The sequence below is a fragment of the Chelativorans petroleitrophicus genome, assembly GCF_025398195.1.
GTDB classification, from domain to species: Bacteria; Pseudomonadota; Alphaproteobacteria; order Rhizobiales; family Rhizobiaceae; genus Chelativorans; species Chelativorans petroleitrophicus.
In genome coordinates, this window is the sequence record NZ_JAODNV010000005.1 from 216,782 (window position 1) to 240,867 (window position 24,086).

Consider the following 24,086-nt stretch of genomic DNA (forward strand, 5'->3'; position numbering starts at 1 on the left):
CCCTAATCCTGCTGCACCTCGTGCGCCTTCGGCCAATAGGTGCCGATGCACCAGATATTTCCCTCCGGATCGCGGCAGATGAACTCGCGTCCGCCATAGTCGCGGTCGATGGGGCCCTCGAGTATCTCCGCGCCGGCTTTTACGGCCTGCTCATGCACGACATCGGCGTCCTCTACGGCGATATAGACCGCCTTGCCGCCGTTTTCGCCTGGCGGACCCACCATGGCGCCGAACGCGTCATCCGATGCCTGGCCGAGCATGATTATGGAAGAGCCGAGGGCCAGTTCGGCATGGGCGATGCGGTCTCCATCCTCGTAGCGGGCATGAATCGAGAAGCCCAGCGCCCGGACGAGCCAGTCGATCATGGCAGCCGGGTCGCGGTAGCGGAATGTGGGAAAGATCCTGGGCGGCTGGATGGCAACGGACTTGTTCATGAACATCCTCCTTGGCGGCACGGGTGAGGGCGCGCCTCTTAAGGAATGTCATCGGGCCGAGTTTGTTGCAGGCGTTAGGTTTGGCCGCGGCTATGAAGCCACGATCCGCTTTTCAAGGATTCGCTCAAGATCAGGCGCGGTCTCGACGAGCGCCCTGGCGGGTTCGGAGCGGGGTGTCTGCAGCACCATCTCCGTCGGCCCGGCCTCGACGATCCGTCCCTCGTGCATGACCAGCGCCCGGTCGCAGATGGCACGGGCGACGGTCAGGTCGTGCGTGATGAAGAGGTAGGCAATGCCGAGACGGGCGTTAAGATCGGCAAAAAGATCGAGGATCTGCGCCCGGATGGAGACATCGAGGGCCGAGACCGGCTCGTCGGCGATGATGAGCCGCGGCCGCGTGATGATCGCCCGGGCGATGGAGAGACGCTGGCGCTGCCCGCCGGAGAATTCGTGCGGATACTTGTCCATGTCCGCAGGCGAAAGGCCGACCTGGGTGAGCGCCTCGGCCACCATCTCACGGCGCCTGCGCCGGTCAAGCTTCTCGTCCAGCAGATAGAGCGGTTCGGCCACCAGCCTTTCCGCCTTGTGGCGCGGGTCGAAGGAGCCGTAGGGGTCCTGGAACACCACCTGCATGTTGCGACGGACGGGCCGGAGGGCGTCCTTTGCCCGCGCGCCGATGTCCTCGCCCATGAAGCGGATCGCGCCGGAAGTGGGACTGTCCAGCGCGAGAATCACGCGCGCGAGGGTGGATTTCCCGCATCCCGAGCGCCCGACCAGGGCCACCGACTCGCCCGTAGCAAGCGAGAAGGAGACGCCGTCCACGGCGCGGAAGGTCCTGCGGCGGGAAAAGATCGACTGCCGGCGAAGCGCATAGTCTCGGCTGACGTTCTCGACCTCGAGCAGCGGCTTCTCCGCAGTCCGGACGGCCTGTTTCGGCCGTGCCGGGACGTGGGTGGAAGCCCTTGCGAGCTGCCGCGTGTAGGGGTGCGCCTGTTCGGCGAGAACGCGGACGGCCCCTCCCGTCTCCATCACCTCGCCATGGCGCATGACGGTAATGCGGTCCGCCATCTCCGCGACGACAGCAAGGTCGTGCGAGATGAGGAGCAGGCTCATCCGGTTCTCATCCACGAGATCGCGGAGAAGCTGCAGGATCTGCGCCTGCAGCACCACGTCGAGGGCCGTCGTGGGCTCGTCTGCGATCAGCAGCTTGGGCTTCAGAGCGCAGGCGATGGCGATGACCACGCGCTGGCGCTGCCCGCCGGAGAGCTCATGCGGATAGCGGGTAAGGGGAAAGCGGTTTTCCGGAAGGCCGACGCGCTCTAGCATGGCGCGGGCGCGCGCCTCGGCGTCGGCGCGGTTTGCCCCTGTGTGCCAGCGGATGCCCTCCGCCACCTGCTCGCCGATGGTCTTCAGGGGATTGAGCGCGGTCATGGGCTCCTGGAAGACCATGCCGATGTGCCTCCCGCGCAGGCGGCACATGGCGGCCTCTGGCGCGGTGAGGATGTCCATGCCATCGAAGGTGATGCGCCCCGACACCCGCGCGCCGCGTGGCAGGAGACGCATGAGCGCCAGGGCCGTCATCGACTTGCCGGAACCGGATTCGCCGACGAGACCCATCACCTTGCCCGGCGCGATGTCGAGGTCGACGCCCCTCAGGATCGGCACGTCGCCGATGGACAGCCTCAGGTCGCGGATCTCGATCAGGCTCATCGTTCGTGCCTCAGTCTGGGGTCCAGCACGTCGCGCAACCCGTCGCCCAGGAGATTGAGGCCGAGCACGGTTATAACGATGGCAAGGCCGGGGAAGAGGGCAAGATGTGGCGCGACCGCGATGCGCGTCTGCGCGTCGAACAGCATGCGCCCCCACGAAGGCATGGGCGGCTGCGCCCCGAGCCCCAGATAGGACAACCCCGCCTCCGCGAGCACGCCGAGGGCGAACTGGATCGTTGCCTGAACGAGAAGCAGGCTCATGATGTTGGGCAGGATGTGCTCCAGCGTGATGAGTACGCGCCCCTTGCCGGCTGCGCGCGCGGCGAGCACGAACTCCCGCGGCCACAGCGAAAGTGCCCCGGCGCGCGCCACGCGCGCGAAGACCGGGATGTTGAAGATGCCGATGGCGATGATGGCATTGACCGCGCCAGGCCCGAAGACCGCCGTGATCATCACCGCCGAGATGAGGGCAGGGAAGGCAAAGACGACATCGTTGAGGCGCATCAGGGCGTCGTCGATCCAGCCCCCCCGCGCCGCGGCCAGCGCCCCGAGCGGCACGCCGATGCCGAATCCGATGCCGACCGCCACGAGGGCAACGGCGATGGAGTTGCGCGCGCCGATCATGATCATGGAGAGGATGTCGCGCCCAAGATGGTCCGTGCCGAAAGGATGGCTCAGCGAAAGCCCCTGCATGCGGGCTGCAACCTGAAGCCGTGTGATGTCGTAAGGCGTCCAGAAGAGGGAAATGAGGGCCATCAGCGCGATGGCCGCGGTGATGACGAGGCCGATCAGAAAAGAGCGGTTCTGGAGCGCCTTAAGGATGAAGTGGCGCTCCGGCGCGGGCATGAAGAACATGTCCGCGCTCATCGGCCCGCCCTCAGTCTCGGGTCGACTATCGCGTAGCAGATGTCGACAGCGAAATTAATGAGAATGACGCTAGCGACGAGCAGCATCACCACCCCTTCCACGACAATGAGGTCGCGCTGGCTGATTGCCTGGAAGATCAGGCGCCCGAGGCCTGGCAGGTAGAAGACGTTTTCGATGATGATGGTGCCCGCCAGCAGGAACGCTAATTGTAGCCCCATGATGGTAAGCACGGGTATCATGGCGTTCCGCAGGGCATGCCGCCACAGAACCTGGGTCCGCGGCAGGCCTTTCGCTCGGGCGGTGCGGATATAGTCCTCGCCCAGCACCTCCACCATGGCCGAGCGCGTCACGCGGGCGAGGATGGCCGCCTGCGGCAGGGCGAGGGCGACAGCCGGCAGGATCAGCGCCTTGAATGCCTGCCAGTGCTGCGCCCAGCTCTCGCCCCATCCGGGAAAGCCGCCCGCAGGCAAAAGCCTGAGGCCGACGGAGAAGACATAGACGAGCAGGAGCGCGAACCAGAAATTGGGGATGGCGACGCCCACTTGCGCCGCGCCCATCGTGATGGTGTCAGCGGCGCTTCCGCGCCGAGACGCGGAAAAGACGCCGACCGGTATGGCAATCAGGGTGGAAAGGCTGAGCGCAAAGACGGCAAGCGGCAGGGATACCGCCAGTCGTTCCCATACGAGATCGAGCACCGGAGACGAATAGGTGTAGGAACGGCCGAAATCGCCCGTCGCCATGCCGGCCAGCCAGTCCAGGTAGCGGGCGAGGATCGGGCGGTCGAGCCCCATCTCGATGCGCAGCGCCTCCAGCGCGTCAGGACTCGCGTTCATGCCCAGCATGATGCGCGCGGGATCACCGGGGAGAATCTCGAGAACGGAAAAGACGATCACTGAAGCTGCAAGCAGCGTGATCAGACCCACAGCCAGTCGCTTGGCGAGAAAGGCTGTCATGGGGCGCACCTTGCGAGACCGCTTCTGCTCTCTGTCACGGCGTCGATCCGGAGCGGACGGAAAGGCCGACTTCGGCCGGCAAGGTTCATGCCAGACAGCACTGGTCGCCCGTCCTAAGCCGACGTTTCACGGGACATCGCAGGGGCAGGGAAACAGCCGCATGTGATCGATGCGCTCCCGCCCCGGCGTCGCTCATTCCGTCCAGCGCACCTTGGTCAGGTCATTGGCCTGGATGGGCGAGTTTTCCCACAGGCCCTCGAGCTTCGCATCCCAGACGCCGATCTTGGGAAGCTGGAACAGGAAACCGTTCACCGCGTCCTCGGCGATGATCCGCTGCGCCTGGCCGTAGAGCTCGTTGCGCTTGGCGGGATCGGCGGTGAGCTCCAGCTCCTCAATCACCGCATTGAACTCCGGGTTCTGATAATTGAAGTAGTAGTCCTCGCGCGCGTAGATGTTGATGTCATTGGGTTCGGTATGGGAGATGATTGTCAGGTCATAGTCCTTGTTGGTGAAGACCTGCTCCAGCCACTGCGCCCATTCCATGGGAATGATCTCAAGCTCGATGCCGATCTCGCGCAGCTGCGAGGCGATGATCTCCCCACCTTGGCGTGCATAGTTGGGCGGCGGCAGCTTGAGCGTAGCCGAAAAGCCGTCAGGATATCCCGCCTCCGCCAGAAGCTGCTTGGCCTTCTCCACGTCGTGCGGATAGAGGCCGGTGAGGTCCACATAGGCCTCGTTAGCAGGGGAAAAGTGGGAGCCGATCGGCACTCCGTGGCCAGAGGACGCGCCGAGAATGATCTCGTCTCGGTTCAGCGCGTGGGAGATCGCCTGCCGGACCTTGAGATCGTTCAGCGGTTCCTTGCCGTTGTTCATGGCGAGGATCGTCTCGCCCTCGGTCGCCCCAATGACGACTTTGAAGCGCGAATCGGCTTCGATCTGGGGCAGGGCGTCGCCCGCCTGCATGTTCGGTAAAGCCTGAACGTCTCCCGATAGAAGCGCCGTCACCGATGCTGCCGCATCCGGGATGAAGCGGAATTCGGCGCGCTCCAGCGCCACCGGCTCACCCCAATAGTCCGGATTCTTCACGATGGTGACGGAAGAGCCCCGTGCCCAGTTCTGGAACTTGAAGGGGCCGGTGCCGATGGGTTTTTCCTTGTTTCCCTCGGCCGATTCCGGGGCGACGATCACCGCATCGCCCCAGCCGAGATTGTAGAGGAATGAGCCCTGCGGGTGCTTGAGACTCACGCGCACGGTGGCCGCATCCACGACTTCGACGCTCTCGATCGCCGAAAACAGCACCTTCTGCGCGTTGGTCGAATCCTCGGCCATCGCTCGCTCCAGGCTGAACTTGACATCCTCGGCGTCGAAGCTCGTGCCGTCATGGAAGGTCGCATTCTGGCGCAGATGGAACGTATAGGTCTTCCCGTCGTCAGAGACCTCCCAGCTTTCCGCCAGCGCGGGCAGCACCTCGCCCTTAGGGCCGATCCGGGTAAGGCCCTCGAAGATGTTGGCATAGACGATTTCGTCAATGGCAGCGGCGGCTCCCGCCGTCGGGTCGAGATGCGGCGGCTCCAGCACGACGCCCAGGACAAGGTCGGTGCGCGCGCTCAGTGCGCCGGATGCGCTCGCAAGGACGATTGCGGCAGCGCCGAGCGCGGATGCAAAAACGTTCATGTGCTTCTCCCCAGTGATCGCCCGCACATAACCGGCGGAGACAGAGACGCACCGATTGAAGCGTGAAATCGCCGGCGAGTAAATCGCCTTTCGCACTTGCGAAAAGAATTACGCCTTCCTGAGCAGCGTATCGAGCGCCATGGCCATGACCGTGGCCGACTGCACCATGTCCTCGATCCCCACCCACTCATCCGGTCTGTGGGCGAGGTCCAGAATGCCGGGTCCATAGGCCACACAATCATGGAGATGACCCAACCGGGCGATGTGCTTCTGGTCATAGGTGCCTGGCGAGATCACGTAATCCGGTTCGCGCCCGAATACGGCGCGCACCGCCTTCGCTAGCGCGCGCGGAACCGCCGCATCGCGCGCCGTCATGGTGGGCAGAACTTCCATCAGATCGCGGATTGAGTAATCGAAGCGCGGTCTCTCCCGCTTCAGCCGCTCCAGAATGGCGATCACCTCATCCTTCACCTCTTCGAGGCTTTCCTCGATGAGGAAACGGCGGTCGATCACGATGCGGCAGGAATCCGCCACGTTGGGGGAGGGCAGGCCGGGGAAGAAGTCCTCCGTCTGCCCGCCATGGATCGAATTGATGTTCAGCGTGGAGCGGCGGGCGCCTTCCGGCACCACAGGCATGTCCGTTCGCTTGGCGTCAAGCGCGGGGTACAATTCAGCCTCGAAGGCGGAGAGTACGGCCGCCATATGGCGGATGGCCGAATCGCCTAGGAATGGCATGGAGCCATGGGCGATCGCACCGTGCGTTTCGATCTCCGCCCACCACACGCCGCGATGGCCAAGACAGATGCGGTCCTTGTTGAGCGGTTCTGGGATGATGACGTGATCCACGCGGGGCTTGGAGAAGAAGCCGCTCCTCGCAAGATATGCTACGCCTCCGAAGCCTCCCGATTCTTCATCCACCGTGCCGGAAATCTCGATCGCGCCGTGAAAATCCGGATAGACGGCCATGAAGGCATCGGCCGCTATGATGGAGGCGGCGAGCCCGCCCTTCATGTCGCAGGCGCCGCGGCCGAACACCTTTCCATTCCGCACCACGCCCGTGAAGGGATCAACGGACCAGCCTTCGCCCGCCTCCACCACGTCGATATGGGAATTGAAATGGACAGTGGGACCCGGCGCACGCCCCTCGCGCCGCGCAACCACATTGGTGCGCGGATAGCGGTCGCTGTCGCCTGGCGCTCCCTCGCCGCGAATCAGACGCGTTTCGAAACCGCGCGCGGCAAGAATGCATGCGAGATGTTCGGCGCAGGGTGTGTAGGCCTCGCCCGGCGGGTTCACCGTGGGAAAGCGGATGAGGTCAACAGTCAGCGCGACGAGTTCGTCCACGCGTTCGGAAACCGCTCGGGCCAGGGATTCATTCATGGCTCCATCCAAGCCCCGATCATCCCGCTTGGCAAGGTGGTTGCCCATCAGAGCAACAGGGATTCAGGCGCTCAGCGAAGCAGCGGCCCTAAGGCAGTGCGAAGGCGTTTCAGCCCATCTCCCAGCGCCGGTGGAACCACATCCACTGGCCCGGATGCTCGCGGACCCACTCTTCCACCACATCATTGAGCAGCTGGGACATGCGCGTCACATCGACCGCGCCATCTTTATCGCGCGGCAGCTCCAGCTTTTCCATGATCTCGAGCCGGTAGCGCCCGCCAGGCAAGCGGATGCACCGTGCAGGATAGACGTCGCAGTCATACTGCCTGGCGAGTTTGGGCACGAGCGGGTTGGTGAGGCACGGCCGGTTGAAGAAGGTCGTCCTTACGCCCCGCCGGAACTTCTGGTCCACCAGCGCGCCGACATTGCCGCCGCTTTCCAGGATCCGGGCTAGCTGAAGCGCCGCGCCCGCGCGGGAGGGAACAAGGCCACCCATCGCCGACTGCCGCGTGCGGTGAATATAGTCCGCAATGAAGGGATTGTTCGGCGGGCGGAAGAGGGAGGTGACGTCAAGCCCGTAGGTGGCTGCCGCGATCGGCAGAAACTCGAAATTGCCGATATGGGCGGTGAACATGATGTGGGGCTTCTTCTCGTCGCGGATGCGCAGGAAGAGATCGATGCCCGAGACTTCCACTCGACCAGGCTGAGAAGCCTCGGGATCGAAGTCGAATAGCTTGTCGATGAAGACATATTCGACCGCAAGCCGCGCCATATTGGCCCACATGTCGCGCGCGATCGCCTCGATCTCGTCTTCCGTCTTTTCCGGATAGGCCTTGCGCAGGTTTTCCGTCGCCACGCGATGGCGGCCGGTCCATGGGCCGATGTGTCGCGCGATGCGCTCGGCGAAATTCAGCGCTTTATCGGGTGGCAGGCCGCGCAAAATGGCAAGAAGGGCCATTGCCACCTGCGCCGTCAGCCAGTGCTCGAGGGTCTTGAGCCTGCGGCCGAATGTCCGGAGCATGGATCTCAGGCGTTCTGTTGAACGCGCAGGATGATCTTGCCAAAAACATCCCGGCTTTCCATGCGCGCCAGGGCCTTCTCGATCTCTTCAAACCCGACAGTCGTGTCAATCACAGGCGAGACGAGCCCGGCCGCCATCTTCTGCATGGCGTCGGCCATGTTTTCCATGCGGCAGCCGAAGGAGCCGATGATCCTGATCTGCTGCTGGAAGAGCTGCATCAGGTTTATGCTGGTGGACACACCAGAGGTCGAGCCGCAGGTGACGAGCCTGCCGCCGCGCTTGAGCGACAGCATCGAGCCCGCCCAGGTATCGGCGCCCACATGCTCGAACACCACGTCCACACCGCGCTTCCTGGTGATCTTACGGACCACCCCCTCGAACCGTTCCTCGCGGTAGTTGATGATGTGGTCTGCGCCGAGCGCCCTTGCCTTTTCCGCCTTGCGTTCAGAGCCCACGGTGGTGATCACCGTGCAGCCCATCCGCTTTGCAAGCTGAATGGCCGCCGAACCGATGCCGGAGCCGCCCGCATGCACGAGGATCGTCTCGCCCGGCTGCAGCCTGGCATTGTCGAACAGCATGTGCTCGACCGTGCCGAAGGTGATGGGCGCAACCGCCGCCCCGATCTCGTCCACGCCGGGAGGGGCGGGAACCAGCAGCCGCGCGGGGAGGTTGATCTTCTCCTGCGCGAAGCCGTCGATATGGAAACCGTGAACACCGCCCACATGCTCGCAGAGATTGTCTCGCTTCTCGCGGCAGGCGCGGCAAAGGCCGCATGTGCGCGCCCCGTAGATGGAGACGATCTGGCCCGGAACGAGGCCGCTGACGCCTGGCCCGATCGCATCGACCCATCCGGAGGCCTCCGCCCCGATAACCAGCGGAAGCGAGCGCTTCGCAAAGGCCATCCCGCGCCAGCCCCACACATCGATGTGATTGAGCGCCACGGCCGCGATCCTGACCGTCACCTCGCCGTGGGTCGGCGGTGGAGGGGGCGCAATATCGGAAATCTCGAGCTTGCGATCGGAAATGAGCTGCAATGCGCGCATGGATGACGTTTCCGATGAAAGTGAATAGCGAATGAGCGAATTCCGCAGCGGAACCGGTTCTTCCCTATTCGCTATTCACGCTCCTGTCACCCCGGCTCACGCGCCATCACCAGGCAGGTGTTCTGCCCGCCGAAGCCGAAGGAGTTGGAAAGCACTGTGGGGACGTCCGCCTCGCGCTTCACATTCGGCACGACATCGAGATCGATGGCCGGATCGGGATTGTCATAGTTGATGGTGGGCGGAATCACGCCTTCGCGCATGGTCATGATCGAGAAAACTGCTTCCACCGCCCCGGCGGCGGACAGGGTGTGGCCGATCATCGATTTGTTGGAGGAAATCGGGATCGTCCGCATCCGCTCGCCGAACACGGTCGAAAGCGACAGATGTTCCATCTTGTCGTTCTCGGGCGTGGACGTGCCGTGCGCGTTTATATAGGCGACCTCTTCTTCCGCCATGCCTGCATCGGCAAGCGCCGCGCGCACCGCGCCGGCCGCGGGAGAGCCGTCGGGCTTGGAGCGCGTGCGGTGGAAGTCGTCGGCCTTTTCGCCGCAGCCGCGCATGATCGCGAGGACCTTCGCCCCGCGGGAGCGTGCGCTTTCCAGCGGTTCGAGCACGAGAGCAGCGGAGCCCTCCGCCAGCACGAATCCGTCGCGATCCTTCGAGAAAGGCTTGGAGGCCTTTTCCGGCCGCTCGTTCTGGGTGGAGAGAGCCGAAAGCAGCGAGAACCGGATGAGCGCCTCCGCCGTCGCCGAACCGTCGGCGCCAATCGCCAGCGCCCGGTCGCATTCGCCCCGGCGAATCGCCTCTATGCCGAGCTGAATTGCCGTGGCGCCCGAGGCGCAGGCCGTGGACAGCGTCACCGGCAGTCCGCGCGTGCCGTATTTGTCCGCCAGCCGGTTGGCGATGTTCGCAAACTGCCCCTCATCGAAATAGGCCCTGTTTGCCGTCTTGCGCGCCGTCTCGATCAGGCTGCGCCAGTCGCCCGAGCGCTCCGAGCGGGCATAAAGCGCCAACCGGTTCCTCCAATCCAGCTCCACCGGCGGGGCGGCGAGGAAGAGCGGCCCGCCGAAATTCGACAGGGAAAGGCCGGATTCGTCAATCGCTTCCTCTGCAGCGAGTTCGGCAAGCGCGAGGGTAAGGGCAGTCGCGCCCTGCTCGCTCTCGGGCAGGAAGTCGACCAGGCCCGCGATGGTCGTGGCCAGATGGTCCACGGGAAAGCGTTTGATCGAGCGGATTCCGGAGCGGCCGCCGGTCAGCGCAGCCCAGTTGTCGCGCTTGCCCTGCCCGAGCGAGGTCACTACGCCCATTCCGGTCACGGCGACGAGCGGGCGTCCGAATTTGTCGGTATAGCTCATGCGCTCCTCCGCTCCTCAGGCCTCGACAATCAGCCCCATGCCTTCGTAGCAATGATAGCCTACCGAGGTTGCGAGTACGGCTTTCGGCGCGTCTTCGAGGGGGCGCTCGTTTTCGGCATCGAAGGGCGGGTAGGCCTTTGCGTTATGGATGGCGAGCGCGGCAAGCGCCACAGCGAAGGGGAACTGCGCCTCCTTGAGGTGGCCGGTCACGGTGTTGAAGCCGCGCACGGCCATATTGCCGTAGGCATCCAGCGCCGCCTTTTCGGCCCTGGTGGCCGCGTGCGCACCGGATGCGCCGGATATGGCAAGCGCCGGTGCCGCCCGTCCGGCAAGCACGTCCAGCATCTCGCCCAAGGCGTCCTTTAGGCCGCTGCCTTCCCGCCGCGCGCGGCCGGAAAGGATTGGCCCGATGGCGGCATAGGCCTTGCGGCCACGCTTTTCGGCATGTTCGCGCGATTCGAGCACCAGAAAGGCTGCACCGGAGCCCGTGATGATGCCGCCGCCCAGCTCCTCGCGCCGCTGCCAGACGGGTGACCACTCACCGCGCTGCAGATAGGCCGCAAGCTCATAGGCAAGAAGCATGTCCGGGTGCTCGGTCTGGAAAGCCGCGCCCACGAGACAGTGCGTCGACTGCCCGGCGCGGATGCGCGCTGCCGCCGTCTCGATCGCGGCAACGCCCGCGCCATCCTCACCCATGAAAGTGCGCGAGGAGCCGGTGACCTTATGGACGATAGAAATGTTGCCGGCCAGCAGGTTGGAAAGCTGCGCTAGGAAGAGCGTAGGCCTCAATTCGGTCGTAAGCTTTTCATTGAGCAGCACGCCGTGGTCGTTGCGCGCAAGCGAGGCGTCGAGAATGGCCTGGTCCACCGCCGTGTCGCGCTCGCCGCCGCCGGCCGCCACGATCATGTCCATGGTGGCGCACAATTCCTCGTCGCCCTTGAGGCCCGCATCGTCCAGCGCAAGGCCTGCGGTATAGGTGCCAAGCCGCTGCCAGGTCTCCATCTGGCGCTGGTCGCCGCGCCTTGGAATCTGCACGCTCCAGTCGATTTCCGGCAGCGGATGGATGACGTAGGGCGCGAAGCGCTCCCGATCGAGTTTCGGGGCAGGGGAGCCCTGCAGCGCCTGCCAGTGCGCGTCCGTTCCAAGCCCCAGCGACGAGACGATGCCGATACCGGTAATGACGACGTCGGTGGAGCTCATATGCACCTCGCGCGCAGTAATGCAGGCTAACCCGCCGACTTGGCGGCAACCAGATCGTCAATCTTGGCGCACAGGTTCTTCATCACGAAATATTCTTCCGTGCTCACCTTGCCTTCGTTGACCTCCTGGGTCCATTTCTCGAGCGGCACCTTGATGCCGAACTCCTTATCGATGGCAAAGACAATGTCGAGGAAATCCAGGCTGTCGATACCCAGATCGTCAATGGTATGGCTGTCGGGAGTGATCTTGTCGCGCTCGATCTCGCTCGTCTCGGCGATGATGTCGGCAACCTTGTCGAAGGTCGTTGTCACTTGGGTCCCCTCAAAGTACGGGCTTTGGTCCGAATGATGCTGTGCGGCTGTCTAATCGCTTTTTAGCGGCAGGAAAAGGGCAGGCCAACCGCTCCGGCATGTAGTCGAAAGCGGCAAACACGGCAATGCCCCCTGGCGCGGGAACGCGCGCCCAAAAATCAAAGCAGTGGAAACGCTGCCTGAAAGGTTTCTCGGGGAGGCGCTTGCCGCAGCGCATCCGGTGCCATACACAGGCCCGCAATGGAATCCCTCGCAGGCACGCTCGCCTTTGTTTTCGCGCTCGTCGCGCTCGGTTACCTCAGCGGCTGGTCCGGTCTTCTGAAAAAGGACACGGGCGCGGCGCTGACGGACTTTGCGGTTTCCGTGGCATTGCCGCTCCTGCTTTTCCGCACCATGGCCCGTGCTGACTTCGCCGGCAGCCTGCCCGCCGCCCTCTGGCTCTGCTATTTCACCGCCGTCGCGTTCACCTGGATCACGGCACATTTCGTCATCGTCCGCTTCTTCGGGCGCGACACCCGCGCTGGCATCGTGGGTGGGCTGTCGGCCGGTTTCTCCAATCTCGTGCTGCTCGGCTTTCCCTTCATGCTGGGTTTATACGGGCAGGAGGGATTCGAAGTCCTCTCGCTCATAGTCTCCGTCCATCTGCCGATCATGATCGGCACTACCGTCCTGCTGTTCGGGCTGTTCGGCCGGTCCGAAAACGGCGGCATGGGCCTTGCGGCGATCGTTCGCGACTTCCTGGTCAAGCTGCTTACGAATTCGCTGATCATCGGGATCCTGGCGGGGCTCATCTGGCGGTTTTCCGGGCTCGGCATGCCGCCGCTCATGGAGCGTCTTGTGGACGCGCTGGCGAATGTCGCAGGAACCATAGCGCTGTTCGCGATGGGGTTGGAGCTCAGGCGTTACGGCATTTCCGGCAATGTGCGGCCTGCGGCGGCCATGACGGGGCTGAAGCTCGTGCTGATGCCGGCGGTGGCGCTCGCCATGGCGAAGCTGGTGGGCCTACCGCCCTTGAGCGGCAAGGTTGTCGTGACAGCCGCTGCACTGCCCTGCGGCGTAAACCCCTATCTTATCGCCGTGCGCTTCGGTACGGGCCAAGCGCTCGCCTCCAATGCCACCACTATCGGCACGCCTCTTGCTGCCCTGAGCACGGCCTTCTGGGTTGCGATGGCCGAGTGGGTGTTCGGCTGACTGACAACTTTCTTGCATTTGCCTCCACCGGCTCTAGCTTTGGAGCCAGAGGCGCTATAACGAGATGCTGCGGGCGCGTGCAGCCGTCCGGAACGTGTCGCATCGAATGCGACCTGATTCTCATCCATAAAGCGGGCGCAGCCTCCCGGCGCCCCAGGAGGAAACATGCTGAAGAAGACCAGCCATTTTATGCGTGAGGCCAATCTCATCGGAGGCTCTTGGGTCCAGGCGGATTCGGGCGAGACGATCGAGGTGGTCAATCCCGCCAACGGGCAGACGATCGGCACGGTGCCGAAATGCGGCCGGGCCGAAACGCGGCGCGCCATCGAGGCGGCCGAGGCGGCATTCCACTCTTGGAAGAAGACCTCGGCCAATGACCGGGCGAAGCTTCTGCGCAGGCTGCACGACGTGATCATGGACAATCAGGATGCGCTCGCGGAGCTTCTCGTCCTCGAGCAGGGCAAGCCGCTTGCCGAGGCGAAGGGCGAGGTGGGTATGTCGGCTGCCTACATCCTGTGGTTCGCGGAAGAGGCCCGGCGCGTCTACGGCGATGTCGTGCCTTCGCCCTGGGCGGACCGGCGCATTCTCGTCACCAAAGAGCCGGTCGGCGTGATCGGCGCGATCACGCCGTGGAATTTCCCTTCCTCAATGCTTGCGCGCAAGCTGGGCCCGGCGCTGGCGGCCGGATGCACGGCCGTGGCGAAGCCGGCTTCGCAAACGCCTTACTCTGGCCTTGCCTGGGGCGTGCTTGCCGAGGAGGCGGGTTTCCCTGCCGGCGTGGTGAACATCGTCACCGGCTCGGCTTCCGCGATTGGCGACGAACTCACTGAAAACCCGCTGGTACGCAAGATCACCTTCACCGGCTCGACCGAGATCGGCAAGCTTCTCATGCAGAAGGCCGCCGGCACCGTGAAGAAAGTGTCGATGGAACTCGGCGGCAACGCGCCCTTCCTGGTTTTCAACGACGCCGACGTGGACCGGGCCGTGCAAGGCGCGATCGTGGCCAAGTATCGCAATTCCGGCCAGACCTGCGTGTGCACCAACCGCTTCTTCGTGCAGGAGGAAATCCACGACCGCTTTGTCGAGAAGCTGGTGGAGGCCACGAGCAAGCTCAAGGTGGGCCCCGGCCTGGAGGAAGGTTCGCAGCAGGGTCCGCTGATCGACGAGAAGGCCGTGGAGAAGGTGGAGGAGCTGCTGGCCGACGCGACCTCCAAGGGCGCCAAGGTGGCCATCGGCGGCAAGCGCCACGCACTCGGCGGCACCTTTTTCGAGCCGACCGTCATCACCGGCGCTTCGCCGGAAATGCGGATCATGGAAGAGGAAATCTTCGGGCCTGTGTCGCCTATCTTCCGCTTCAAGCACGAAGAGGAAGCGGTCGCCATGGCCAACGCCACGTCCTTCGGCCTTGCCTGCTACTTCTACACCAGCGATTTGGGCCGCGCCTTCCGCGTCATGGAAGGGCTGAAATACGGTCTCGTCGGCGTCAATGAAGGCCTGATCACGACCGTGGAGGCTCCGTTTGGCGGCTTCAAGGAATCGGGGCTCGGCAAGGAAGGTGGATATCAGGGCATCGAGGATTATCTCGATACCAAATATGTCTGCATCGGCGGGCTGGGGCTTTAGCTAAGCCTTGCTCGCTGCCTCCAGCACCAGGGACAGCGCGGTCGCCACGCTGTCCCTGCGCACGATGGCGCGCTCCCCGGCAAGGAAGATGCGCTTTTCCGCGCGTGGCTCCTTGCCCTTCACGGCCAGACCGAACCAGACAAGACCCACAGGCTTTTCCGCGCTGCCGCCGCCGGGTCCGGCGATACCGGTGATCGAGACGGCCATATCCGCGCGGGAATGGCGGAGGGCGCCTTCTGCCATCTCGCGCGCGGTTTCTGCAGACACTGCGCCGTGCTGGCTCAGGGTTTCCTCCGAGACGTCGAGGAGCTCCATCTTCGCCTCGTTGGAATAGGTGACGAAGCCGCGCTCGAATACGTTGGAGGCGCCCGCAAGGTCCGTCAGGGCGGCGCTCACCATTCCGCCGGTGCAGGATTCGGCCGTGGCGAGTTTCAGGCCCTTTTTCTCAAGCGTACGCAATACCTTAGCGGCCAACATTGAGGTGTCGCTCATTCCTCACCCTCCGTCAGCCAGGCGGCCGGGATAGACGACTGTTGCGGTCGCGATCGCGGCAATTCCCTCGGCACGTCCGATGAACCCCAGTCCCTCGTTCGTCGTCGCCTTCACAGAAAGGCGCTCGGCGGAAATTCCGAGCATGCGGGAAAGTTCCGCGCGCATCGCGTCGCGATGAGGGCCGATCTTGGGCGCTTCGCAGATCAGCGTGATGTCGGCGTTGGCAATGCGCCCGCCGCGCTCGCGCACCAGCCGCACGGCATGCTCGACGAAGAGATGGGACGGGGCACCCTTCCACTTGGGATCCGAGGGCGGGAAGTGGGTGCCGATGTCGCCTGCCCCGCAGGTGGCAAGCAGCGCGTCTGTCAGCGCATGCAGGCCCACATCGGCGTCGGAATGACCCGACAGCCGTCGCGAATGAGGAATCTTTACCCCACAAAGGGTTACGTTGTCGCCTTCAACAAAAGCATGTACGTCGTAGCCGTTACCCGTGCGCACATCCGGCAAACCGTTCATCATTCCTCCCAGTCTCTGGTCGGCCAGCGCGAGGTCACGCGCCCACGTGATCTTCACATTGTCCGGAGAGCCTTCGACCAGACGGTTTTCCAGCCCTGCCCATTCGGCGATGGACGCATCGTCCGTGAAGCCGTCGAGCCCTGCTTGGGCAGCTTTCTCGTGCGCGGCTAGGATCGCACGGAATGGAAAGCCCTGCGGGGTCTGCGCGGCAAAAAGCCCGTCGCGCGGAACCGTACCCGCCACGCGCATGTCCTTTTCCGCGTGTTTCAGCGTATCGGAAACCGCAACGGCGGGAAGGGCGCCGTTGTGCTCCCCTACGGCGTCGATCACCCGGTCGATCAGAACGGCATCGACAAAGGGCCGTACGGCATCGTGGATGAGCACGATCTCGGGCTCGAGGTCTTCGATGGCCCGAAGGGCAAGCCGTGTCGATTCCTGCCGCGTAGCCCCGCCTGGCACCGCCCGCACATCGGCGTCGAGCCCGGCACTGGCCTGCGCGAAAAGATCGTCGTCGTTGGGATGGATGGCGACCGCTATGGCGTCGATGCGCGGGTGCACTGCGAATGCTTCAAGCGTGTGACGGATCACCGGCTTGCCGCCGATGATGCGGTATTGCTTGGGTCCTTGGTCGGTGTGGCCCGCCCGCGAGCCGCGGCCTGCCGCCACGAGCACGACAGCAACACTGCACTTCAGCGCCTTCTGATCCCTTTCAGATTGCGTAGTCATGGCGAGACGCTTAATTGCGAGCGCAGGCAAATGCCAGCGGATTTCTCCGGTGCAGAAATCATCCGTTGCGCGCGAAAGGATTTCTGTCTAGAAAATAGGCAGCGGACATGGGTGCCCGAATTTTGAGCAGCAATTCTCTACACAAGCTGGCGTTACCTCTTCGCGTGGGGGCAGTGGAACTTCGCAACCGGGTGTTCCTGGCGCCCATGTCAGGCGTTACGGACCTTCCTTTCCGCTTGCTTGCGCATGCGCACGGAGCAGGGCTCGTCGTCTCCGAGATGGTGGCGAGTGGCGAGCTTGCGAAAGGCCGAATGGATACCGAACGGCGCATCCGCCGCCCGAATATCGACGTGCATATGGTGCAGATCGCCGGGCGTGAAGCCCGCTGGATGGCGGAGGCTGCCCGCATCGCGGTGGACGAGGGCGCGGACATCATCGATATCAATATGGGCTGTCCAGCCAAGAAGGTGACCGGCGGCTATTCGGGTTCGGCTCTGATGCGCGAGCCCGACCATGCACTGTCGCTGATCGAGGCGGTCGTGAAGGCGTCATCTGCTCCGGTGACGGTCAAGATGCGGCTCGGCTGGGACGAGAACAGCCTCAACGCGCCCGAAATTGCCCGCCGTGCCGAGGAGGCGGGCGTGGCGATGGTGACGGTGCACGGGCGCACACGCTGCCAGTTCTACAAGGGCAGGGCGGATTGGCGCGCAATCGCGGCGGTCAAACAGGCGGTTTCCATTCCTGTCGTTGCGAATGGAGATGCCGAAGGGCCTGCGGAGGCGATGGAGATGCTTGCGCAGTCCGGCGCCGATGCGGTGATGATCGGCCGCGCCCACTACGGGGCGCCGTGGAAGGCCGGCGCGCTCGCGCATTTCGCCGCCGGAAGCGTAGCGCCCGGCATCCCGGACGAAGAGCAGATGGCCGACTACGTGGCCACCCATTACGAGGCGATGCTGTCGCATTACGGCACAGGGCAGGGGGTGCGTCATGCACGCAAGCACCTGGGCTGGTATCTGGATCGCATGGGCGCCGCCAGCTCCACCCTGCGCCAGTCCATCATGACGGAGACCGATCCTCGGACGGTCTTGCGGCTTCTGCGGGTCGCCTTTGGCGAACCGACTCCATGCAGGGAGGCAGCATGAGCAGTAACACGCCCTATGCTGCCCACGGCGCGGCCCATGTAGCGCAGCTTGCCGTCAACTCCATCGGCCATCCGGTCATCATGGTGGACAAGGACGGCTTCATCACCTTCGCAAATGCCGAGGCGGAGAATTTCTTCCGGTCGAGCGCCGCGATGCTGGCGCGCCATCGCTTGGCCGATTTCGTCCCCTTCGGCAGCCCGATGCTTTCGCTCGTGGAGCAGGTTCGCGAGCGCCGCGCGCCCTTCAACGAGTATCGCGTCGATATCTCCTCGCCCCGGCTCGGGCCGGACAAGGCAGTGGATATCTATGTCGCGCCGGTCTCGGAGCTTCCCGGTTCCGTCGTCGTCATGCTCCAGGAACGCTCGATGGCCGAGAAGATCGACCGCCAGATGACCCATCGCGGGGCGGCGCGCTCGGTAACGGGGCTGGCTGCGATGCTGGCGCACGAAATCAAGAACCCGCTTTCGGGCATCAGGGGCGCCGCCCAACTGCTCGAACAGGTCGTCTCCGACGACGACCGCGCGCTCGCCCGGCTGATCACCGAGGAGACCGACCGGATCGTGGCGCTTGTGGATCGCATGGAGGTCTTTTCGGATGACCGGCCGGTCGACCGCGAACCGGTCAACATCCACATCGTTCTCGACCATGTGAAGGCCATCGCCAAGAGCGGATTTGCGAGCCACATCAAGATCGTCGAGGAATACGACCCATCTTTGCCCCTTATCCTCGCCAATCGCGACCAGCTCGTGCAGGTCTTCCTGAACCTTGTGAAGAACGCCGCCGAAGCCATTGGGGATTCAAGCGGAGGCGAGATCAGGCTGACCACGGCTTTCCGTCCCGGCATCCGCTTTTCCGTGCCCGGTACGCGCGAGCGCGTCTCATTGCCTATGGAGTTCTGCGTGCATGACAACGGGCCGGGCGTGCCGGAAGATATTCAGTCGATTATCTTCGACCCTTTCATCACGACGAAGCAGAATGGCTCCGGGCTGGGCCTGGCCCTGGTAGCGAAGATCGTGGGCGCCCACGGAGGCATTGTCGAATGCGATTCCTCCTCCCGCGGCACTACGTTCCGCATCCTGATGCCGGCCTGGCGCGGGGAGGGGGAGGATACGGAAAGTCAGCGGACGTGAAGGCATGAGCGCACACGGCAACATCCTCGTGGCTGATGACGATGCGGCCATCCGTACGGTCCTCAATCAGGCGCTGTCCCGCGTCGGCCATCAAGTGCGGGTGACCTCGAACGCGGCGACGCTCTGGCGCTGGGTCACGGCGGGCGAGGGGGACCTTGTCATCACCGATGTTGTGATGCCCGACGAAAACGCCTTCGACCTTTTGCCGCGCATCAGGAAGGCCAGGCCCGATCTGCCGGTCATCGTCATGAGCGCCCAGAACACGTTCATGACCGCCATTCGCGCCTCGGAGGCGGGGGCCTACGAATATCTCCCCAAGCCCTTCGATCTGACGGAACTTCTCTCCATCGTGGGGCGCGCGCTGGCGGAGCCCCGTTCGAGGCCCGTGGAGAAAAAGGCGCCCGAGACGCCCGAATCGATGCCGCTCGTCGGCCGCTCGCCGGCCATGCAGGACATCTACCGGATGCTCGCCCGCATGATGCAGACGGATCTCACGGTTATGATCGGCGGCGAATCGGGTACCGGTAAGGAGTTGGTGGCCCGCGCGCTGCACGAGTTCGGCAAGCGCCGCAACGGCCCCTTCGTTGCCATCAACATGGCGGCCATTCCGCGCGATCTGATCGAATCGGAGCTCTTCGGTCACGAAAAGGGCGCCTTCACCGGCGCGCAGCAGCGTTCGTCGGGGCGCTTCGAGCAAGCCGAGGGCGGCACGCTGTTTCTGGACGAGATCGGGGACATGCCGATGGAGGCGCAGACGCGGCTTCTGCGCGTGCTCCAACAGGGCGAATACACCACCGTGGGCGGCCGCACGCCGATTAAGACCGATGTGCGCATCGTGGCCGCTACAAACAAGGACCTGCGCGCGCTCATCAATCAGGGACTTTTCCGCGAAGACCTGTTCTACCGCCTCAATGTGGTGCCGCTGCGCCTGCCGCCGCTGCGCGAGCGCACGGAGGATATTCCTGATCTCGTGCGCCATTTCTTCGCCCAGGCCGAACGTGAGGGGCTGCCCGCCAAGCGCATCTCCAAGGGCGGTTTTGACGCGATGATGCGCTATCCTTGGCCAGGCAATGTGCGGGAGCTGGAAAATCTCGTACGCCGGCTGGCAGCACTCTACCCACAGGAGGAAATCTCCGAGGAGATCATCCTCAATGAGCTATACGGCAGCGCGCCGGCCGCAAAATCGCAAGCCGAGGAGGGCACGGGCTCGGATCTGCCCCTCGGCCAGGCCGTCGAGCGCTACCTGCAGCGCTATTTCCGCGGCTTCGGCGCTGGATTGCCGCCGCCGGGGCTCTATCACCGGGTTCTGGCGGAGGTGGAGTATCCCCTGATCCTCGCCGCGCTCGCGGCCACGCAGGGAAATCAGATACGCGCGGCCGAACTTCTGGGTCTCAACCGCAATACGCTGCGCAAGAAGATTCGCGAGCTTGGCGTGGATATCTACCGCGCAACCCGGCCTTCCGGCAGCATTGGCAGCCTTCAGACGGAATAGCCCTTCTTTCGCTATCCTGTGTCCACACCGCTGGGATTCTCTCCCGAAAGTCCACTGGCCCGTTGCAAAATCGCCACAATGCGTTGCATATCTGCAACGCGATTGCCGGTTGCGTGACGAACCGGCGAGGTTAATGGGGTGAGGGTGAGTTCTTTATGAGCACGCAGGCGCCGGCCATGTCCGCAGAGCCGTACCGGCCCAATCCGACGGAGGGGCGGCGTCTCATGGCATGGCCAGGCATTCTGGCTGCGGCCGGCGCGCTGCTGACGGCTGCCGTCTCGTTCGCCGTTCTCCTGGGGCTCACGCCCCTTGCGCCCGACGCTTCCACCACTCTCGCGCTGATCGGTATCAACGCGGCCTTTGTCCTGATTCTGATCGGGCTGATCGCGCGCGAGGCGCACCGCATCTATACGGCGCGCAAGGGTGGCAAGGCTGCCTCGCGGCTGCATGTGCGCATCGTCGCCATGTTCTCGCTGGTGGCGGCGATTCCGGCCATATTGGTCGCCATTGTCGCTTCCATCACGCTCGATCTGGGTCTCGACCGCTGGTTCGAGATCAGAACCCGCGTCATCGTGCAGTCGTCGCTGTCCATCGCGGATGCCTATGTGCAGCAGAACGCTCAGACGCTGCAGGGCACGACGCTCTCAATGGCGATCGACCTCGATCGCCTTCGCACCCTCTACAATCTCGACCGCACCGGGTTCCGCCAGGTGCTGACGCAGCAGGCGAGGGGGCGGGGGCTTACCTATGCGGTGCTCATTCGTGAAGATGAGTCGGTCATCATGGGCGCCGAAATGCCCCGCTCCGGCGAGATTCCGGCCCCGCCCAACGGTGTTCTGGGGCAGGCTGCACAGGGGCTAACCGTCCTGTTCGACCTACCGCCCGGCAATCTGATCGGCGCCGTCGTAAAACTCAGGGAAATCCCCGACGCTTATCTCTACACGCTGCGCGAGCTCGACCCGCAGGTCATCAAGGCGCAGCGCATCGTTGCCGCCAATGCCGACGAATACCGAGCCCTGGAGGGGAACCGCTTCAATACGCAGGTCGCCTTCGCGCTACTCTATCTCATCGTGACGCTCGCCATCGTTCTGGCCGCCATCTGGACGGGCATTGCGGTCGCGGACCGGCTGGTGCGGCCCATCCGCCAACTCATCGCTGCGGCCGACGCGGTATCGACTGGAAACCTCGACGTTGCCGTCCCGGTACGCCGTTCCGACGGGGACGTGGCCTCTCTCGGCGACACCTTCAACAAGATGACGCTGCAACTCAAGACGCAGCGCGACCAGCTCATCCATGCGCGCGACATGATAGACGAGCGCCGGCGCTTCACCGAAGCGGTGCTGTCGGGCGTGTCAGCGGGCGTCATCGGCGTCGACCGGCAGGGCACCGTCTCCATCGTCAACCGCTCGGCCGAAACCATGCTTTCTATCCACGCCGCCGATACGCTGGGCAAGAATCTTACGGCCGTCCTTCCGCAGGTTGGACGCGTGTTCGAGGTCGGCAAGGCATCGGGGCGCAAGGTCTATCGCGACCAGGTGACCTTCTATCGCAGCGGCTCGGAGCGCACCTTCAACATCCAGATCACCACCGAGGAGACTGTGGGCGGCGCCGAGGAGCGCTCATATGTCGTGACGGTCGACGACATCACTGATCTGGTGCAGGCGCAGCGCTCCACCGCCTGGGCCGACGTGGCCCGGCGCATTGCCCACGAGATCAAGAATCCGCTCACCCCCATCCAGCTCTCCGCGGAGCGCATCCGCCGGCGTTTCGGGAAGGTGATCACCGAGGATCGCGAAATCTTCGACCAGTGCACCGACACGATCATCCGCCAGGTCGGGGACATCGGCCGGATGGTGGACGAGTTCTCCGCTTTTGCGCGCATGCCCAAGCCGGATATGCAGAAGCTCGATCTGCGCGAGCCGTTGCGTGAGGCATCCTTCCTGATCGAGGTGAGCCGTCCCGACATCACGATAGAGAACGATCTGGGCAATCAGCCTCTGATCGGACGCTTCGATACACGGTTGATGAGTCAGGCCTTCGGCAACATCATCAAGAACGCCGCCGAAGCAATCGATGCCGCATCGCGCGAGGCCGACCGCATGGGCGTGATCCGCATCACTGCGCGGCAGGCGGGCGGGGTGATCGAGGTCAGCGTGATGGACAATGGCAAGGGCCTGCCGCGCGAGAACCGGCAAAGGTTGCTCGAGCCTTACATGACGACGCGCGAGAAGGGCACCGGCCTGGGGCTCGCTATCGTCAAGAAGATCATCGAGGACCATGGCGGCCGGCTGGAGTTGCACGACGCTCCAGCCTCCTTCCACGGCGGTGTAGGCGCAATGGTGCGAATGCTGCTGCCGGCAGCACCCGATGAGCGGGGAAGCAGGGCAGGGGTGGGCGAGACTGCAGGTAGAACGGAAAAGATCGACAATGGCGTCTGACATTCTGGTCGTCGACGACGAGGAAGATATCCGGGAACTGGTCGCGGGAATTCTGAGCGACGAGGGCCACGAGGCGCGCACGGCTGGCAACAGCGATGCGGCCCTCGCGGCGATTGCCGAGCGGGTGCCGAGGCTTGTGCTGCTCGACATCTGGCTGCAGGGCTCGACGCTGGACGGAATGGCCCTGCTCGACAAGATCAAGGAAATGCACCCCGACCTGCCGGTGGTCATGATCTCCGGGCATGGCACCATCGAGACGGCCGTGGCGGCCATCAAGCGCGGCGCATATGACTTTATCGAAAAGCCGTTCAAGGCCGACCGGTTAATCCTGATCTGCGAGCGGGCGCTGGAGACGTCCAAGCTCCGCCGCGAGGTCTTGGACCTGAAGAAACGCAGCGGCGAAACCTTCGACCTCATTGGCAATTCGCCCGCCATCAACCAGCTGCGTCAGACCATTGAGCGTGTTGCGCCCACCAACAGCCGCATCATGCTGATCGGCCCTTCCGGTTCCGGCAAGGAACTGGCCGCCCGCGCCATCCACGCCCTCTCCGCGCGTGCCAACGGGCCGTTCGTCTCACTCAACGCCGCCTCGATCACGCCTGAGCGCATGGAGATCGAGCTTTTCGGCACCGAATCGAACGGCGGCGAGCGTAAGGTGGGGGCGCTCGAAGAGGCCCATCGCGGCACGCTCTATCTCGATGAGGTGGCCGACATGCCGCGCGAGACGCAGGGCAAGATCCTGCGCGTGCTGGTCGATCAGCAGTTCGAGCGCGTGGGCGGCACCAAGCGCGTCAAGGTGGACGTGCGCATCATCTCGTCGACGGCCCGGAACCTCGAATCCCTGATCGCGGAGGGGCGCTTCCGGGAAGATCTATATCATCGTCTGGCGGTGGTGCCGATCATGGTTCCGTCATTGGCGGAACGGCGCGAGGACATACCGCTGCTCGTGGAACATTTCATGCACCAGATCACCGCGCAGGCGGGCATCAAGCCTAGGCGGCTGGGCGAGGATGCTATGGCGGTGCTTCAGGCGCACAACTGGCCGGGCAACATCCGCCAGCTCCGCAACAATATTGAACGGCTGATGATCCTAACGCGCGGCGAGGATGAAGATAAGCCGATCACTGCCGATCTCCTGCCGGCGGAGATTGGCGATGTGATGCCGCGTGTGCCCACGCAGTCGGATCAGCATATCATGGCGCTGCCCTTGCGCGAGGCGCGCGAGCTGTTCGAGAAGGAATACCTGCTTGCCCAGATCAACCGCTTCGGCGGCAACATCTCACGCACGGCCGAATTCATCGGCATGGAACGCTCGGCGCTGCATAGGAAGTTGAAGTCGTTGGGAGTTTAAGGCCAGCGAGTAGTGAGTAGCGAATAGCGAGTAGGGAC

At 64.0% G+C, this 24,086-nt stretch carries 20 protein-coding genes; 7 read left to right on the top strand and 13 right to left on the bottom strand.

Features of this window, described 5'->3' with window-relative positions:
- Positions 1 to 2: 2 nt before the first annotated feature.
- The 11 genes from NYR54_RS04460 to NYR54_RS04510 form a co-directional block, all read right to left on the bottom strand.
- Positions 3 to 434 (bottom strand): VOC family protein, encoded by a 432-nt coding sequence (locus tag NYR54_RS04460; protein WP_261514355.1) that lies wholly within the window; start codon positions 432 to 434, stop codon positions 3 to 5.
- Positions 435 to 524: 90 nt separating this feature from the next.
- Positions 525 to 2,144, bottom strand: coding sequence for an ABC transporter ATP-binding protein (locus tag NYR54_RS04465; protein ID WP_261514356.1), 1,620 nt, complete (start codon positions 2,142 to 2,144; stop codon positions 525 to 527).
- A complete protein-coding gene (locus NYR54_RS04470) occupies positions 2,141 to 3,010 on the bottom strand; it encodes an ABC transporter permease (RefSeq protein WP_261514357.1) in 870 nt (289 codons plus the stop codon). Before NYR54_RS04470 ends, NYR54_RS04465 begins: the two co-directional genes overlap by 4 nt.
- A complete protein-coding gene (locus tag NYR54_RS04475) occupies positions 3,007 to 3,963 on the bottom strand; it encodes an ABC transporter permease (RefSeq protein ID WP_261514359.1) in 957 nt (318 codons plus the stop codon). Before NYR54_RS04475 ends, NYR54_RS04470 begins: the two co-directional genes overlap by 4 nt.
- A 192-nt stretch (positions 3,964 to 4,155) precedes the next feature.
- Positions 4,156 to 5,637 (bottom strand): ABC transporter substrate-binding protein, encoded by a 1,482-nt coding sequence (locus NYR54_RS04480; protein WP_261514361.1) that lies wholly within the window; start codon positions 5,635 to 5,637, stop codon positions 4,156 to 4,158.
- Between the two features lie 108 nt (positions 5,638 to 5,745).
- The gene (locus NYR54_RS04485) at positions 5,746 to 7,017 is read right to left on the bottom strand and encodes an acetylornithine deacetylase/succinyl-diaminopimelate desuccinylase family protein (protein WP_261514363.1); all 1,272 of its coding nucleotides are present in this window, start codon (positions 7,015 to 7,017) and stop codon (positions 5,746 to 5,748) included.
- Between the two features lie 109 nt (positions 7,018 to 7,126).
- Positions 7,127 to 8,038: a lipid A biosynthesis lauroyl acyltransferase gene (locus tag NYR54_RS04490; RefSeq protein ID WP_261514364.1), complete on the bottom strand. Its 912-nt coding sequence runs from the start codon at positions 8,036 to 8,038 to the stop codon at positions 7,127 to 7,129.
- Between the two features lie 5 nt (positions 8,039 to 8,043).
- Positions 8,044 to 9,081 (bottom strand): zinc-binding dehydrogenase, encoded by a 1,038-nt coding sequence (locus NYR54_RS04495; RefSeq protein ID WP_261514365.1) that lies wholly within the window; start codon positions 9,079 to 9,081, stop codon positions 8,044 to 8,046.
- Between the two features lie 86 nt (positions 9,082 to 9,167).
- A complete protein-coding gene (locus NYR54_RS04500) occupies positions 9,168 to 10,436 on the bottom strand; it encodes a beta-ketoacyl-ACP synthase (RefSeq protein ID WP_261514366.1) in 1,269 nt (422 codons plus the stop codon).
- A gap of 15 nt (positions 10,437 to 10,451) precedes the next feature.
- Positions 10,452 to 11,636 (bottom strand): beta-ketoacyl-ACP synthase, encoded by a 1,185-nt coding sequence (locus NYR54_RS04505; RefSeq protein ID WP_261514367.1) that lies wholly within the window; start codon positions 11,634 to 11,636, stop codon positions 10,452 to 10,454.
- 26 nt (positions 11,637 to 11,662) lie between these two features.
- Positions 11,663 to 11,947: an acyl carrier protein gene (locus NYR54_RS04510; protein ID WP_261514368.1), complete on the bottom strand. Its 285-nt coding sequence runs from the start codon at positions 11,945 to 11,947 to the stop codon at positions 11,663 to 11,665.
- 240 nt (positions 11,948 to 12,187) lie between these two features.
- On the opposite strand from NYR54_RS04510, the gene NYR54_RS04515 reads away from it, so the two are divergent.
- A complete protein-coding gene (locus tag NYR54_RS04515; protein ID WP_261514369.1) occupies positions 12,188 to 13,138 on the top strand; it encodes an AEC family transporter in 951 nt (316 codons plus the stop codon).
- A 165-nt stretch (positions 13,139 to 13,303) separates the two neighbouring features.
- Positions 13,304 to 14,761 (top strand): NAD-dependent succinate-semialdehyde dehydrogenase, encoded by a 1,458-nt coding sequence (locus NYR54_RS04520; protein ID WP_261514370.1) that lies wholly within the window; start codon positions 13,304 to 13,306, stop codon positions 14,759 to 14,761.
- Here the strand turns inward: NYR54_RS04520 and NYR54_RS04525 are convergent, their stop codons facing one another.
- Together NYR54_RS04525 and NYR54_RS04530 are read right to left on the bottom strand one after the other, a co-directional pair.
- Complete coding sequence (locus NYR54_RS04525; RefSeq protein WP_261514371.1) at positions 14,762 to 15,253, bottom strand: CinA family protein; 492 nt, start codon at positions 15,251 to 15,253, stop codon at positions 14,762 to 14,764.
- A 3-nt stretch (positions 15,254 to 15,256) separates the two neighbouring features.
- A complete protein-coding gene (locus tag NYR54_RS04530) occupies positions 15,257 to 16,495 on the bottom strand; it encodes a bifunctional 2-C-methyl-D-erythritol 4-phosphate cytidylyltransferase/2-C-methyl-D-erythritol 2,4-cyclodiphosphate synthase (RefSeq protein WP_261514372.1) in 1,239 nt (412 codons plus the stop codon).
- 107 nt (positions 16,496 to 16,602) lie between these two features.
- Between NYR54_RS04530 and dusB the strand changes: the two genes are divergently transcribed.
- From dusB to ntrX, 5 genes are all read left to right on the top strand, one after another.
- Positions 16,603 to 17,637: a tRNA dihydrouridine synthase DusB gene (gene dusB, locus NYR54_RS04535; RefSeq protein WP_261514373.1), complete on the top strand. Its 1,035-nt coding sequence runs from the start codon at positions 16,603 to 16,605 to the stop codon at positions 17,635 to 17,637.
- Entirely contained in the window at positions 17,634 to 18,767 is a 1,134-nt protein-coding gene (locus tag NYR54_RS04540) for a two-component system sensor histidine kinase NtrB (protein ID WP_261514374.1), read from the top strand. The genes dusB and NYR54_RS04540 overlap by 4 nt, the downstream gene beginning before the upstream one ends.
- Positions 18,768 to 18,771: 4 nt before the next feature.
- On the top strand, positions 18,772 to 20,259 hold the full coding sequence (gene ntrC, locus NYR54_RS04545; protein WP_261514375.1) for a nitrogen regulation protein NR(I): 1,488 nt from the start codon (positions 18,772 to 18,774) through the stop codon (positions 20,257 to 20,259).
- A 155-nt stretch (positions 20,260 to 20,414) separates the two neighbouring features.
- A complete protein-coding gene (locus NYR54_RS04550; protein WP_261514376.1) occupies positions 20,415 to 22,697 on the top strand; it encodes a sensor histidine kinase NtrY-like in 2,283 nt (760 codons plus the stop codon).
- Positions 22,687 to 24,048: a nitrogen assimilation response regulator NtrX gene (gene ntrX / locus NYR54_RS04555; protein WP_261514377.1), complete on the top strand. Its 1,362-nt coding sequence runs from the start codon at positions 22,687 to 22,689 to the stop codon at positions 24,046 to 24,048. Before NYR54_RS04550 ends, ntrX begins: the two co-directional genes overlap by 11 nt.
- Positions 24,049 to 24,086 lie beyond the last annotated feature (38 nt).

Excerpts from the sequence above, each read along its gene's own strand:
- NYR54_RS04470 (WP_261514357.1), bottom strand. The coding sequence starts at position 3,010 with ATGAGCGCGGACATGTTCTTCATGCCCGCGCCGGAGCGCCACTTCATC.
- NYR54_RS04460 (WP_261514355.1), bottom strand. The coding sequence starts at position 434 with ATGAACAAGTCCGTTGCCATCCAGCCGCCCAGGATCTTTCCCACATTC.
- NYR54_RS04550 (WP_261514376.1), top strand. The coding sequence starts at position 20,415 with ATGAGCACGCAGGCGCCGGCCATGTCCGCAGAGCCGTACCGGCCCAAT.
- NYR54_RS04480 (WP_261514361.1), bottom strand. The coding sequence starts at position 5,637 with ATGAACGTTTTTGCATCCGCGCTCGGCGCTGCCGCAATCGTCCTTGCG.
- NYR54_RS04520 (WP_261514370.1), top strand. The coding sequence starts at position 13,304 with ATGCTGAAGAAGACCAGCCATTTTATGCGTGAGGCCAATCTCATCGGA.
- NYR54_RS04490 (WP_261514364.1), bottom strand. The coding sequence starts at position 8,038 with ATGCTCCGGACATTCGGCCGCAGGCTCAAGACCCTCGAGCACTGGCTG.
- NYR54_RS04475 (WP_261514359.1), bottom strand. The coding sequence starts at position 3,963 with ATGACAGCCTTTCTCGCCAAGCGACTGGCTGTGGGTCTGATCACGCTG.
- ntrC (WP_261514375.1), top strand. The coding sequence starts at position 18,772 with ATGAGCGCACACGGCAACATCCTCGTGGCTGATGACGATGCGGCCATC.
- NYR54_RS04515 (WP_261514369.1), top strand. The coding sequence starts at position 12,188 with ATGGAATCCCTCGCAGGCACGCTCGCCTTTGTTTTCGCGCTCGTCGCG.
- NYR54_RS04495 (WP_261514365.1), bottom strand. The coding sequence starts at position 9,081 with ATGCGCGCATTGCAGCTCATTTCCGATCGCAAGCTCGAGATTTCCGAT.
- NYR54_RS04525 (WP_261514371.1), bottom strand. The coding sequence starts at position 15,253 with ATGAGCGACACCTCAATGTTGGCCGCTAAGGTATTGCGTACGCTTGAG.
- ntrX (WP_261514377.1), top strand. The coding sequence starts at position 22,687 with ATGGCGTCTGACATTCTGGTCGTCGACGACGAGGAAGATATCCGGGAA.
- NYR54_RS04465 (WP_261514356.1), bottom strand. The coding sequence starts at position 2,144 with ATGAGCCTGATCGAGATCCGCGACCTGAGGCTGTCCATCGGCGACGTG.
- NYR54_RS04530 (WP_261514372.1), bottom strand. The coding sequence starts at position 16,495 with ATGACTACGCAATCTGAAAGGGATCAGAAGGCGCTGAAGTGCAGTGTT.
- NYR54_RS04505 (WP_261514367.1), bottom strand. The coding sequence starts at position 11,636 with ATGAGCTCCACCGACGTCGTCATTACCGGTATCGGCATCGTCTCGTCG.
- NYR54_RS04500 (WP_261514366.1), bottom strand. The coding sequence starts at position 10,436 with ATGAGCTATACCGACAAATTCGGACGCCCGCTCGTCGCCGTGACCGGA.
- NYR54_RS04540 (WP_261514374.1), top strand. The coding sequence starts at position 17,634 with ATGAGCAGTAACACGCCCTATGCTGCCCACGGCGCGGCCCATGTAGCG.
- dusB (WP_261514373.1), top strand. The coding sequence starts at position 16,603 with ATGGGTGCCCGAATTTTGAGCAGCAATTCTCTACACAAGCTGGCGTTA.
- NYR54_RS04485 (WP_261514363.1), bottom strand. The coding sequence starts at position 7,017 with ATGAATGAATCCCTGGCCCGAGCGGTTTCCGAACGCGTGGACGAACTC.